The following is a 13,218-nucleotide window of genomic DNA, read 5'->3' as shown; positions in this document are numbered from 1 at the left end:
GCCTGGGCCCGGGGAAAGGTTGCCGTTCCCGGCTCAGCTCTCGCGCTCGTCGAGTACCGCCATCAGCCGAGACGTGCCGGGCCCGGCCGACAGCAGCGTGCCCTCTTCGGTGTGGGCCGCCGTGCCCGGTGCATTCTCGGGCAGTGTGAAACGCTCGCCCACGAGAAGCGCGTGCCACGGGCCGGTCGCTCCGGTGGCCTCGATGACGAGGCGCGCGCCGTCCCTGCGGGTGCGGAAGACGGCGTCGGGGGCGCCGTCCGGTGCCGGGACCCTGGTCGTCACGGTGTCGCCGTCGCGCAGCCGGTACACGTTCAGCGTCACGCCGTGCGCCCAGTCGTAGACGGCGCTGTCGGCCACGCTTCCGAAGGGGATCACCGAGCCGGGCCGGGCCAGCAGCGGCAGGCTGTCGAAGCCGTACCGCTCGCGCCGCCAGCCCGGTCCCCGTACCCGCTCGCCGGAGAGCAGATGGGTCCACTCCCCGTCCGGTACGTAGTACTCGACGGTGCCGTCGGCGGTGAAGACGGGCGCCACCAGCAGGTCGTCGCCGAGCATGTACTGCCGGTCCAGGGTGTCGCAGGCCGGGTCGCCGGGGAACTCCAGCAGCATCGCGCGCATCACCGGCGTGCCGTGCGTGGCGGCCTGCCGCGCGGCGTGGAAGAGGTACGGCATCAGGCGGTGCTTGAGCCGGGTGAAGTCGCGGGTGACCGCGACGGCCTCCTCGTCGTAGTCCCACGGCACGCGGTAGGAGGTACTGCCGTGCAGCCGGCTGTGCGAGGACAGCAGCCCGAACTGCACCCAGCGCTTGAAGACTTCGGGGCTCGGCGTGCCTTCGAAGCCGCCGATGTCATGGCTCCAGAAGCCGAAACCGGACAGCCCGAGCGAGAGCCCGCCGCGCAGCGACTCGGCCATCGCACCGAAGGTGGACTCGCAGTCACCGCCCCAGTGGACGGGGAACTGCTGGCCGCCGGCCGTCGCCGAGCGGGCGAAGAGGACCGCCTCGTCCGCGCCGCGTTCGGCGGCGAGCGTCTCGAAGACGGTGCGGTTGTATAGGTGGGTGTAGTAGTTGTGCATGCGTGCGGGGTCGGAGCCGTCGTGCCAGACGACATCGGTGGGGATGCGCTCGCCGAAGTCGGTCTTGAAGCAGTCGACGCCCTGTCCGAGCAGGCCGCGCAGCTTGTCCGCGTACCACTGCCGCGCTTCGGGGTGGGTGAAGTCGACCAGGCCCATGCCCGCCTGCCACATGTCCCACTGCCACACGCTGCCGTCCGCCCGCCGTACGAGGTAGCCGAGCCGGGCGGCCTCGTCGAAGAGGGGGGACTTCTGGGCGATGTACGGGTTGATCCAGACGCAGATCTTCAGGCCGTGCTCCTCCTTGAGGCGCCGCAGCATGCCTTCCGGGTCCGGGAAGACCTCCGGGTCCCAGGTGAAGTCGCACCACTGGTAGGCGCGCATCCAGAAGCAGTCGAAGTGGAAGACGCCGAGCGGTATGTCGCGGTCCGCCATGCCGCGTACGAAGCGGGTGACGGTCTCCTCGTCGTAGGAGGTGGTGAAGGAGGTGGACAGCCACAGCCCGAACGACCAGGCGGGCGGCAGCGCGGGGCGGCCCGTCAGCGCGGTGTAGCGGTCCAGGATCTCCTTGGGGGAGGGGCCGTGCACGATGTAGTACTCCAGCGTCTGGTCCTCGACGCTGAACTGGACCTGGCCGACCGCCTCGGAACCCACCTCGTAGGAGACCTGGCCCGGGTGGTTCACGAAGATGCCATAGCCGCGGTTGGTGAGGTGGAACGGGACGTTCTTGTACGCCTGTTCGCTGGCCGTGCCGCCGTCGGCCTGCCAGATGTCGACGCTCTGGCCATTGCGGGTGAACGGGGTGAAGCGTTCGCCCATGCCGTACACCAGCTCGCCGACGCCGAGGGAGAGCTGCGCGAGGGAGTGGTGGGCACCGTCGGGGGTGCGGGCGAAGCCGGTGCCGCGCGCCTCGGCGGAGGTGAGCGTGCGGCCGTCGGCGGTGAAGTCCAGCCGGTACGGAGCGGTGGTGTCCACGCGCAACGACAGGGCGCCGCTGGACAGTTCGAGGAAAGTGCCCTCGCGGTGGACCTTGCCCGCGGTCGTGTCGTCCTGCCCCGTACCCAGGGCGAAGTGGGGGCCGTGGTCGGCCGTGCCGGCGTGGTGGGTGGCGCGGACGCCGATCACGCCCTCGGCGGGTGAGAAGCAAGTAACGGTCAGCAAAGGGCTGTTGAGGGTGTCGCCCCGGTGCCGGAGGTGGCGTGCGGCGGCGTAGAGGGTGAACCGGTCGTCCTCGACGCGGGTGTCGACGATCTCGGTGGCGTACGACGCGTCGACGCCGTCCCGCATCAGCCAGTAGCCGTCGGTGAACTTCATCGGGTGGTGCCTGCCTTTCGAGCCGCGCGCGGTGGCTACTTGATCGAGCCGCCGGCGATGCCGGCGGCGATGTACTTCTGGGCGACGACCAGCAGGACCGCCGCGGGGACGGCGGACAGCACGGCCGTGGCCATGACCGCGCCCCAGTCGCTGACGTGGGCGCCGACGAACTGGTAGATGCCGAGCGTGACCGGCTTGACGTCGTCGGTGGTGTTGAGGGTCAGCGCGAACATGAAGTCCGACCAGGCGAACAGGAACGTGAACAGCCCGGCCGTGATGAGCGCGTTGCGGCTCATCGGGAGCACGATGCGGACGAAGGCGGTGAACCGGTTCGCGCCGTCGACCAACGCCGCCTCGATGACCTCCCCGGGAATGGACACCATGAAGGCGCGCAGCAGCACGATGGAGAACGGCAGCCCGAGCGAGGCGTCGGCCAGGATCAGCCCGAGGTAGGAATTGACCAGGCCCAGTTCCGCGTACGCGCTGTAGAGGGCGTTGGCGATGACGATGCCCGGCACCATCTGGGTGATGAGGGTGGTGAAGACGACGCTGCGGCCACCGCGCAGCGCGGACTGCGCCAGGCCGTACGCGGCGGGCGCGGCGAGCGCCAGGCAGACGACGACGGCGCCGAGCGCGACGACGAGGCTGGTGAGCATCGAGCGGCCCTGGCTCCCCAGCGCCAGCCGGAAGCTGTCCAGGCTGGGACGGGTCGGGAACCAGGAAACGGCGATGCCCGACGCGGGCTGGAGCGCGGTGTCCAGCATCCAGTAGACGGGGAAGAGCAGCACGGCGAGGATCAGCAGCGCGGTGGCCGTGTTCCAGGCGCTGCGCAGCCTGCGGGTACGCGAAGGGGCCACGACGATCACTTCCCCTGGCCGAAGTCGGCGCGGTTGGCGCGGAGGTACAGCACGGCGAAGACCGCGCTGACCAGGATGAGGACGTTGCCGACGACGGCGCCCTGGCCGAAGTCGAGACGCAGGAAGGACAGTTGGTAGGTGACGGTGCCCAGGGTCTGGGTCGCGTCGGCGGGGCCGCCCGCGGTGAGGGCCAGGATCAGATCGAGGATCTTGACCGTCGACATGAAGCCGAGGACGAGCACCACGGTGATCACCGGCCGCAGCATCGGCAGGGTGACACTGCGGAACGCCCGCCAGGCGCTCGCGCCGTCCAGGGAGGCCGCCTCGTACAGCTCGCGCGGTATTTCCTGCAGACCGCCGTAGAGGATGACCATGTTGAACGGGATGCCGATCCAGATGTTGACCAGGACGGCGGACAGCAGTGCCACGCTCGGGCTGCTCAGCCACGGCACCCCGCCGTCGGCCAGGCCGAGCGCCTGCAGGGCGGTGTTGAGGACACCGTGCTCCTGGTCGAGGATGCGCCGCCACACGACGGCGGACACCACCATGGGCACGAGCCAGGGCAGCAGCAGGACCGCCCGTACGACACCGGAGAGGCGGAAGCGCCGGGAGAAGAAGACGGCCAGGGCCAGACCGATGGTGAACTGGCCGAGCAGCGAGCCGGCGGTGAAGAGCGCCGTGTGCCACAGGGCGTCGGTGAAGAGCGGATCGGCGAGGACGGCCCGCCAGTTGGCGAGGCCGTTGAAGGGCGCTTCTCCGGTGAAGTACGTGGTGGGCGTGAAGTGCTGAAAGCTCATCAGCACGTTGCGGACGAGCGGATAGCCGAAGAATGCGGCCATGTAGACGAGCGCGGGGGCGACGAAGAGCCAGCGGAGGAGTTCGGTGTGCCGTGGGAGGGTTCTCATGACCGGTGTCTCACTTCCCCGTCGTCGCTTGCTGCTGCGCCCGTTGCAGCGCCGCTCCGGGGCTGCTCCGGCCGGTCAGTACGGACTGGAACGCGCCCGAGAGGGCATCGCCCACGGGGGGCCAGCGGGTGCCGACCCGGGCGGTGCGGGAGCGGGCGGTGGAGACCAGCTCGGCGAACGGGGCGAGCTCGGGGTTCTTCGCCGCGTAGGTGCGGGCCGCGGCGGTTCGAGTGGGTACGTTGTTGGTCGCCTGGCCCCAAGCGAGCTGGTTCGCTGGCGAGTTGAGGCAGTCGAGGATCCTTGCGGCGTTGCGCTCGCGGCCGGGGTCGTCGCTCTTCGGCACGGTCATGACGGTGCCGCCGATGGGCGAGACGGCCCTGCCGCCCGCCTCGGGCACGGGGATCTTGGCGACGGCCCAGTCCACCTTCTTCTGGGCGGCGAGCACCGGCACCTGCCACGGGCCGTTGACCATCATGGCGGCGCGCCCCGCGACGAACTGGTCGTTGACGTCCTGCTGGTTCCAGTTGACGACGGCCCTGGAGACCGACCGGTCCCCGACCAGCCGCTTCCACAGCCCGAGTGCGGCCTCGCCCTTGCCGTCGTCGAGGCGCGCCTCGTCGCCGCCCGCCGACCAGAAGAAGGGCAGGAACTGGTAGACGCCGTCGGCGTCCGGACTGGCGCTGAAGGCCAGGCCGTAGGTGCCGCCCCCGGTCAGTTTCCGCGCCGCCGCCCGCAGCTCCTCCCAGGTGCGGGGCGGGGCCACGCCGGCCTTCTCCAGCAGGTCGCGGTTGTAGTACAGCGCGAGGGAGTTGGCGGCGCGGGCCACACCGTAACGGGCACCACGGTACGAGCCGAGGGAGACGGCGCTGCGGGAGAAACCGGAGGCGCCGACGCCGAGGTCGCTCAGCCGCCGCAGGCCGCCGGTCCGGGCGAACTGCGGCAGCTCGGACCCGTCCAGCTCCAGGATGTCGGTGAGCGAGTGGGACGAGGCCATCCGCAGCGCCTTGGAGGACACCTGGTCGGCGGGCACGCTGATCTGCTCGACGCGCAGGCCCAGCGGCCGGGCGCAGCGGTCGAAGAACCGCTGGTTCTTGGTGTGTTCGGCGGTGTCGGTGGCCGAGTTGAGCACGGTGACCGTGCCGGGGTCCGGGGCGGCGGCGCAGCCGGTGAGGCCGAGTGCGACCGTGGCCGCCGCGGTGATCGCGGCGAGCACCGGTCTGGCTGCACGGGAGTGCATGGGCGGTTCTCCGTTCGGAGGCGGCTCAGGGAGATGCGGTGCGGTGGGTAAGGCGCCGGGACGTCCGGTGCGGCGCCGGAAGAGGCCGCGTCAGCGCAGCGAGAAGGTGCTCAGACGCATCGCGTCCGAGAAGACGAGGTGGACGTCGTGCCGGCCGCGGGCGCCACGCAGCCGGGCGGTGACGGTGTGGTAGGCGTACCGGTCGCCGGTGCTGCAGACCTCGGCCGTCCCGGCGAGCGGCCCGTCCGGCGAGCCGAGCCGGATCTGTACGGTCCCGCTGCCGCCGCTCTCCTTCGCGACGCGCGCGGTGAACATCCTTACGCCCGCGCCGAGTTCGGCGTCGCGGAAGACGATCCAGTCACCCTTCCCGGTGGCGCCGACCGCGTCCCCGCGCACCTTGCTCTCGTCGACGATCCGCACGCCCCGGTAGTCGTCGAAGTCGGCGGCGCGCGTGGTCCTGGCCAGGTCCCGGGCGGGGATCTCCGCGCCGTTCACGCGCAGTGTCACCCGCCCCCGTACGTCCCCCGACGACGCGCCCACCCAGACGTCGTGGACGCTGCTCTCCACGACCCAACGGCCGCGGGTGACGTCCCAGTGGGCGAGGTCGGCGGCGCGCAGCGGCAGCCGTACGGTCGTGCTCCGGCCCGCCTTGAGAGGCACGCGGGCGAAGCCGCGGAGCTGCTTCAGCGGCTGCTTGTCCCGCGAGGCGCGCTGGTGGGTGTAGAGCTGCACGACCTCGTCGCCGTCCCGCTCACCGGTGTTGGTCACCTGAACGGAGACGGTCACCGTGCCGTCGCCGTCCACCGTGCGTGCGGACAGCTCGGGCCGGCCGTAGCGGAACGTGGTGTAGGACAGGCCGTGCCCGAAGGGGTAGAGCGGGTCGCCACGGAAGTAGAGGTAGGTGCGGTCCGCCGCGATGATGTCGTAGTCGAGCAGGTCCGGCAGGTCGTCCTCGGAGCGGTACCAGGTCTGGGTGAGCCGCCCTGCCGGGTTGTGGTCGCCGAACAGGACGCCGGCGACGGCGTGTCCGGTCTCCTGGCCCGCGTGGGTGGTCCACACGATCGCCGGCACGTGCTCCTGCTCCCAGGTGGTGGTGACGGGGTAGCTGGTCTCCAGGACGACGACCGTGCGCGGATTGGCCGCCCGGACGGCCTTGACCAGGGCGGTCTGCCCCGCGGCCAGCGCCCTGTCCGCACGGTCGTGGTCCTCGCGGCCGTTGATGCACGGCATGCTGCCGACCACCACGACCGCCGCGTCGGCGCCCCGTACGGCCTCGACCGCGTGCTCGACGCCGCCGCGCACCACCTCCGCCTCGTAGCGGGCGGCATCGTCCTGGGTGGTCAGCCGCAGCGTGCCGGCGGCGTCCGCCGTGAGGTACGTCTTGTCGCCGAACCAGTCGGCGGCGGTCTCGTACCCGGCGTAGCGGATCAGCCGACTGCCGTCGTCCTGCCGCTCCAGGACGAACTGCTGCTGTACGTACCAGCCGTTCGGCTGTTCCTGGTCGTTGCGGAACGCCTTCCCGTCGTAGCCCACGTACTTGCCGTTGGCCACGTTGCGCAGTGTCACCACGCCCTGGCCCCAGTCGAAGACGTCGAACTGCCCGGTGGCGCCCGCGTCGCCGCCCTGCTCCGTGAGGACCGCACCGCTCGCGCCGCCGCCCCCGGTGAGGTACCCGCCGGTGGCCTTGTTCCGGAAGGCGACCCGGTCCACGCCCTCGCTCGTGGTGACGGTCCCGCCGGGCCCGAGCCGCTCCGTGACGCCCTTGAGCGGGGTGACGGCGTACGGCAGGGAGCCGGAGTACCAGTCGGTGTAGAGGGTGTCGGCCAGCGGGCCGACGACGGCGACCTTCTTGAGGGCCTTCGCGTCCAGCGGCAGGGCCGCGTGCTCGTTCTTCAGCAGGACGACCGCCTCGGCGGCGGTCTCGCGGGCCAGGGCGCGGTGCGCCGGGCTGTCGATGACCGACTTGTCGATCTTCGCGTACGGGCCGCCGTCCGGGTCGAACTCGCCGAGCCGGAACCGGATGCCGAGAGCGTGTCGGACCGCGGTGTCGAGGTCGGCCTCGTCGATCAGCCCCTTCGCCAGTGCGGTGGTGAGCGCCTGGACGGTCTTGCCGGGCTCGGCGCTGTCGGTGGTGAAGCTGTCGATGCCGGCTCGCAGGGCGGCGGCGTCCCCCTCGGCGCGGGTGGGGTAGTAGTCCTGGTTGCCGGGGAGCAGGTTGTTGGGGGCGTCCGCGTCCGTGACGTTGAACAGGTCCTTCTTCGCCCATGTGCGGACGGTGTCGGTCAGGCCCGGATGGACGGTGGCGGGGCGGCCGTTGACGAGGTTGTAGGACGACATCACGCCGGTGACGGCGTCCGCGCTGAGGGCCGGCCGGAAGGCCGCCTCGTCGTACTCCTTGAGGACGCGGGGGCGCAGGACCGAGTCGGAGGTGGTCCGGCGGGTCTCGTTGTTGTTGGCCAGGTAGTGCTTGATGGTGGGCGCCGTCTTCAGATGGACGGGATCGTCGCCCTGCAGGCCCGTGCCGTACGCCGTGGAGATCGCGCCGGTCAGGTAGGGGTCTTCGGAGTACCCTTCCTCGTTACGGCCCCAGCGCGGGTCACGCAGCAGGTTCACCACCGGCGCCCACAGGTTCAGGCCCCAGCCCTCGGGCCGCTCGTGCTGGAAGCCGCGCGCCTCGTCGCCGACGGCCGCGCCGACGCGTCTGATCAGGGCGGGATTCCAGGTACTCGCCAGACCGACGGCCTGCGGGAAGACGGTGGCCGGACCGAGCCAGGCGACGCCGTGCAGGGCCTCGGTCCCGGTGCGGAACGGGCGTATGCCGAGCCGGGGGACGGCCGCCTGGTACTGGTGCAGCAGGCCGATCTTCTCGTCCTTCGTCAGCCGGCGCAGCAGGTCGTCCACACGGTCCTTCAGCGGCAGGCCGGGATCGCGGAAGGGGTGCGCGGTACGCGTGCGCGCGGCGGCGGGAGAGGCTCCTGCCAGGTCCAGGCCGGCGGTCAGCGGAGCGGCCGCCAGGCCGAGGGCGAGCACGGCACGTCGGGAAATGCCCTGTGGCTTCACGGGACTCCTTCGAGTCGAAGCGCTTCGATAACGGGGTACGTGGTGCCGGTGATGCCGGTGGTGCGGAGGGCGGTTGCCCGGGCTCGTCAGTTCAGGTGTGCGCGCGCTGCCGTACTGGCCCGCTCGGTCAGCTGCGGGGGCAGCAGCGTGGCCTCGGGGACCTCGCGGCCGGCCAGCTTCGCCATCAGCAGCTCCACCGACCGCTCGCCCACCTCGGCGGCGGGGAGGGCGACGGAGGTGAGGGGCACGGTGGCCCCCTCGGCCAGCTCGTCCGGACACAACGCGACGACGGACAGGTCCTCCGGGATGCGCAGCCCGGCCCGTTGGAACGCCTCCAGCAGCGGGCCGACGGCGGGCTCGTTGTGAATGACGACGCCCGTCAGGTCCGGATGCTCGCGCAGCAGCCGGTCGACCGTCTCCCGTGCGGCCTGCGCGCCGGGTGCGCACGGGAGCACGGTCGAGGTCATGCCGTACCGGTGGGCCGCGGCCGTGAAGCCCGCCGCCGTCCGCCGGGCGAAGCCGGTGTCGCGCGCGTACACCTCCGGCGGCGACCCCAGCAGCGCCACACAGCGGTGCCCGAGCCGTGCCAGGTGGCCGACGCACTCCGCGCCGGTCGCCGTGAAGTCGAGGTCGATGCAGGTCAGTCCCGCGGCTTCGGCGGGGAAACCGATGAGCACGGAGGGCAGGCCGAGGGAGCGCAGCAGCGGGATGCGGGCGTCGTGCAGCTGTACGTCCATCACCACGAGCGCGTCCACCAGCGCGCTGTCCGCCACCCGCCGCAGCCCGTCCTCGCCCTCCTCCTGGGTCAGCAGCAGCACGTCGTGGTCGTGCGTGCGGGCGGTGGTGACCACGGACGCCGCGAACTGCATCTGTACGGGCACGTGGATGCCGGTGCGCAGCGGCATCACGAGCGCCACCACATTGGACCGGCTGCTCGCCAGGGCCCGCGCCCCGGCGTGCGGGCGGTAGCCGAGCTCGCGGATGCTCGCCTCGACGCGCTGCCGGGTCGCGGCGGAGATGGAGCGCTTGCCACTGAGGACGTACGACACCGTGCTCGGCGAGACGCCGGCGCGCTGCGCCACATCAGTGATCTTGACCATTGCACTCTCCTCGAAACCGCGTCCCCCGGACCGGGGCGTCGAACCGTTTCGACTACGGCCGTCGAAGCGATTCGCCGGAACAGTAGGGAGGGCCTTGGGGAGTGTCAATGGAATGCACACCACGTAACCGCGCCACCGCCCCGTACGCGGTGGCCGCCGCGGTCAGGCCGACGGCCCAGGCCAGGTCCGTACCGCCCAGGGCACGGGCGACGGGGCCGGTGTAGGCCGAGGTGTGCATGAAGGGGATCTGGAGCGCGAAGCTCGCGGCGTAGAGCAGCAGCGCGGGGGTGCGGAAGCGGCCGTAGATCCCGCCCGCGGGAGCGAAGAAGGACGCCACGTCGTACGTGCCGCGCCGGATCAGATAGAAGTCGACGAGGTTGATGGCGGTCCACGGGATCAGGACGTACTGGAGGACGGAGAGGAAGTCGGTGTAGGCGGCCAGGAAGGAGTTCTGGAAGGCCAGCGCCATGGTCAGGCTCGCGGCCAGCGGCGCGGCGATCAGCGCGGTGCGGGCGGCGCGGCCGGGCAGCCAGCGGTGCCGGAACGTCTGGCCCGCGGTGACCAGACACAGTGCTGTGCCGTAGAGGTTCATCGAGTTGATGTGCACGACGACGACGGCGAAGCCGAAGAGCACGACGGCGGACAGGGTGGTGCCGAGGACCGCGGCGAGCCCGCCGATCGCGTCGTCGGACACGGCCAGGCCCATGACCACGCCGAGCAGCATCGGCAGCGCGCTGCCCAGCACGCAGCCCCAGTAGGTGAACCACAGCGTGGAGCGGCGCCCGGCGGCGTCGGCGGGCATGTAGCGGGTGTAGTCCGAGACGTACGGTGCGTAGGCGATCTGCAGCAGGACGCCGGTCGCGGCCATGCCGACGAAGCCGGCGAGGGTGAAGTCCTCGTTGCCCGCCGCCCGTTGGAGTACGTCGGGAGTGGCCAGGACGCGTACGGCGCAGAGCGCGAGCAGGGCCAGGGCGAGGAGCGTCGCCCAGCGGCCGACCCGGTGGATGAGGTCGTAGCCGACCGTGGCGACGACCAGACCCGCGAGAGCGCAGACCACCAGCCAGGCCGGGACGGACAGCGCGGGCACGACCTGGTGGAGCGCCTGCCCGGCGATGACGAGGTTGGAGGCGAACCAGCCCGCGTACATGAACACGACCAGCACGGTGACGAGCAGCGCGCCGTGGCTGCCGAACTGGCCGCGGCTCTGGATCAGTTGGGGCACGCCCAGTTTCGGCCCCTGGGCCGCGTGCAGGGCCATGAGGAACCCGCCGGCGAGGTTGCCCAGGAGGACCGCGGCGATGCCGGGCCACAGGCCGAGGCCGTAGACGACCGGCGCGAGGGTGCCGGAGACGAGGGTGAGGGGGCTGATGTTCGCGGCGAACCAGAGGGCGAACAGGTCGCGCGGCCGGCCGTGCCGCTCATCCGCCGGTACGGCGTCGATGGTGCGGCCCTCGACGAACCGGGCGGGCGTGGGGGGACGTGGGCGCATCGTGGACCTCTCGAAGAGGGCGCCGAGCCCGCGGGGCCCGGCTCAGGGAAGGGAGGCCGCGGAGGCGGAGGCCGTGGTGCCGACCGCGCCGGCTCGTCCGGCGTGCAGCAGGTCCCACGCCAGCAGGCCGGCACCGACGCGGCCCGCGCGTTCGCCGAGGGACGCGCGGACGAGGTCGGGCAGCACCTGGAAGGCGACCCGGCGCTCCAAGTGCCGCCGCAGCGGGACGAGGAGCTGGTCGCCCGCCTGGCTGAGGCCGCCGCCCAGGACAAGCACGTCGGGGTCGAAGAGCGTCACCGCGGTCAGCAGCGCCTGCGCCATCGCGTCGGCCGCCTCGTCCCACACCCGGCCGGCGGCCGGATCGCCCGCCGCCGCCCGCCGGGCCACCTCGGCCGCGTCCACCATGGGCCCCGCGCCGCCCATGGTCGCGCCGCCCGTCGTCGCACCGCACGCCGCCGTGTACCGCCGGGCGACCGCGGCGCCGCCCGCGATCGTGTCCAGGCAGCCCCGCTGCCCGCAGCCGCACGGCTCGCCCTCGGGCCGCAGCACCACATGGCCGATCTCCGCCGAGCGCCAGTGGCTGCCGGGGAACGGCCGGCCGTCCAGCAGCAGCGCGCCGCCGACGCCGGTGCCGACGGGGACGAAGAGGACGACGGGGTGGCCGCGGCCCGCGCCGAGCCGGGCCTCGGCGACGCCGCCGGAGCGCACGTCGTGGCCGAGAACGACCGGCAGGCCGAGCCGCTCGGCCGCCAGCCGCCGCAGCGGGACGTCCCGCCACTTGACGACAGAGGAGAACACGACCGTGCCGGCGGCCTCGTCCACCAGCCCACAGGAGGCGATGCCCGCCGCCCGCACCGTGACGTCGTGGGCGCGGGCCTCGGCCACGGCCCGCTCGGCGTGGTCCAGTACGGCCGTCAGCACGGCGTCCGGACCGTCCTCGGGGCGGGTGGGGGAGCGGCGCTCGGCGACGGCAGTGCCGTCCGGGGCGATCAGCGCGGACTTGATGACCGTGCCGCCGATGTCCAGGCCGAGCACCCACGCACCGTCCCTCGCCGGTGCGCCCTCTGCGGTACGGCTCACGACGCCTCCTGATCAAGTGACAGTACGTCACAACTTAGCGGGATGTGTGTGCCTCCCGATCCCTTACCCGGTCTCCGGGCCCCGCCACCCTTCGAGGTGCCGGAGCAGGCGGTCGTACTGGCGGGTCCCCGCGTCGACCGCCAGATGGGCGCCGCGCAGTACCTGGCAGAGCTCGGCGGGGGACAGGCGGGGGCGCTGGGCGCGCAGCCCGTCGGAGAGCTCCTGGCTGTGCCGGGGATCGATCCGGGTGTGCGCGGTGAAGTAGAGGCGGGTGTCCTCGTCGTGCAGGCCCACCCGGTCCATGCCCTCCAGGAGCAGCCGGAAGTGCGGCTCGACCCAGCTCTCGAAGACGAAGAAGCAGCCGTAGGCGGCCTGGGTGCGGGACGGGCGGGTGAGCAGCGCCGTGAAGAGATTGGAGGTGATCTTGGCGTACCAGGGATGGGCGCTGCGGTAGCGGGCCAGCTCCTCCCAGCCGGCGGCCGAGCCGAGCTGGCGGCGCAGCCAGTAGGTGTGGAAGTTCTCCAGCCGGCCGCGGCCGCACTCGTCCCAGAGGTTGGCCGCCGCGACCGCCTTCTGCTTGCCCTGGAGCCCGACCACGAGGAGCGCGACCTCGTCGTCCACGACCTCGTTGCGGATCAGCTCGCAGCGCACGAAGTACTCGATCCGGTCGCGGGTCGCGTCCCGCGCCAGGTAGCGGAAGAGCGGGTGGCCGACGCCGGTGTTGTCGGCGGCCAGCGCGTCCAGGTGGTCGGCCGCCGCCTCCTGCCCGTCCGGTTCGGGGACCGGCGCGGGCGTGGCCCAGACGTCGAAGAGTTCGCGTTCCAGCCGGGTCCGCGCGGCGAACAGGGCGATCTCCAGGTCGTCGTCGCGGGTGAGGGTGGCCGGTCCGTCGCGGTAGCCCAGGGACCGGGAGCAGAGCGTGGCCAGGTGTTCGTGCAGGAACCTGCCGTGCGCCTCCGGGTCGTGGCGGAGCCGGGCCAGCAGCTCCGTCTGGGCGTCGGCCGGCGCACTCAGGAACCGGGCCAGCTCGGGGGCAAGCCCTCCGAAGGGCCGTACGGGCGGCCAGTACAGGTCCTGCAGCGGTGGGGCGGTCATCAGGATTCTCCCT

The 13,218-nt window shown here is 72.1% G+C and carries 9 protein-coding genes; all 9 read right to left on the bottom strand.

What is annotated here, in order from left to right; all coding sequences use genetic code 11:
* Positions 1–33 precede the first annotated feature (33 nt).
* Entirely contained in the window at positions 34–2,382 is a 2,349-nt protein-coding gene (gene yicI / locus ACZ4MH_RS01625; protein ID WP_351587194.1) for an alpha-xylosidase, read from the bottom strand.
* Positions 2,383–2,417: 35 nt separating this feature from the next.
* On the bottom strand, positions 2,418–3,248 hold the full coding sequence (locus tag ACZ4MH_RS01620; RefSeq protein ID WP_467753743.1) for a carbohydrate ABC transporter permease: 831 nt from the start codon (positions 3,246–3,248) through the stop codon (positions 2,418–2,420).
* Entirely contained in the window at positions 3,245–4,144 is a 900-nt protein-coding gene (locus ACZ4MH_RS01615) for a carbohydrate ABC transporter permease (protein ID WP_351587192.1), read from the bottom strand. Before ACZ4MH_RS01615 ends, ACZ4MH_RS01620 begins: the two co-directional genes overlap by 4 nt.
* Positions 4,145–4,154: 10 nt before the next feature.
* Positions 4,155–5,381: an ABC transporter substrate-binding protein gene (locus tag ACZ4MH_RS01610; RefSeq protein ID WP_351587190.1), complete on the bottom strand. Its 1,227-nt coding sequence runs from the start codon at positions 5,379–5,381 to the stop codon at positions 4,155–4,157.
* A 90-nt stretch (positions 5,382–5,471) separates the two neighbouring features.
* Complete coding sequence (locus tag ACZ4MH_RS01605; protein ID WP_467753900.1) at positions 5,472–8,426, bottom strand: glycoside hydrolase family 3 protein; 2,955 nt, start codon at positions 8,424–8,426, stop codon at positions 5,472–5,474.
* A gap of 101 nt (positions 8,427–8,527) precedes the next feature.
* Positions 8,528–9,541, bottom strand: coding sequence for a LacI family DNA-binding transcriptional regulator (locus tag ACZ4MH_RS01600; protein WP_351587188.1), 1,014 nt, complete (start codon positions 9,539–9,541; stop codon positions 8,528–8,530).
* A gap of 52 nt (positions 9,542–9,593) precedes the next feature.
* The gene (locus ACZ4MH_RS01595; protein ID WP_351587186.1) at positions 9,594–11,030 is read right to left on the bottom strand and encodes a purine-cytosine permease family protein; all 1,437 of its coding nucleotides are present in this window, start codon (positions 11,028–11,030) and stop codon (positions 9,594–9,596) included.
* Positions 11,031–11,072: 42 nt separating this feature from the next.
* Positions 11,073–12,110: an ROK family protein gene (locus ACZ4MH_RS01590; RefSeq protein ID WP_351587184.1), complete on the bottom strand. Its 1,038-nt coding sequence runs from the start codon at positions 12,108–12,110 to the stop codon at positions 11,073–11,075.
* A 63-nt stretch (positions 12,111–12,173) separates the two neighbouring features.
* Positions 12,174–13,205, bottom strand: coding sequence for an iron-containing redox enzyme family protein (locus tag ACZ4MH_RS01585; RefSeq protein WP_351587182.1), 1,032 nt, complete (start codon positions 13,203–13,205; stop codon positions 12,174–12,176).
* Positions 13,206–13,218 lie beyond the last annotated feature (13 nt).

The sequence above is a fragment of the Streptomyces sp. NPDC026301 genome, assembly GCF_055567935.1.
The sequence above is the reverse complement of the archived record's forward strand: the minus strand, read 5'-3'. Positions and strand labels throughout refer to the sequence as shown.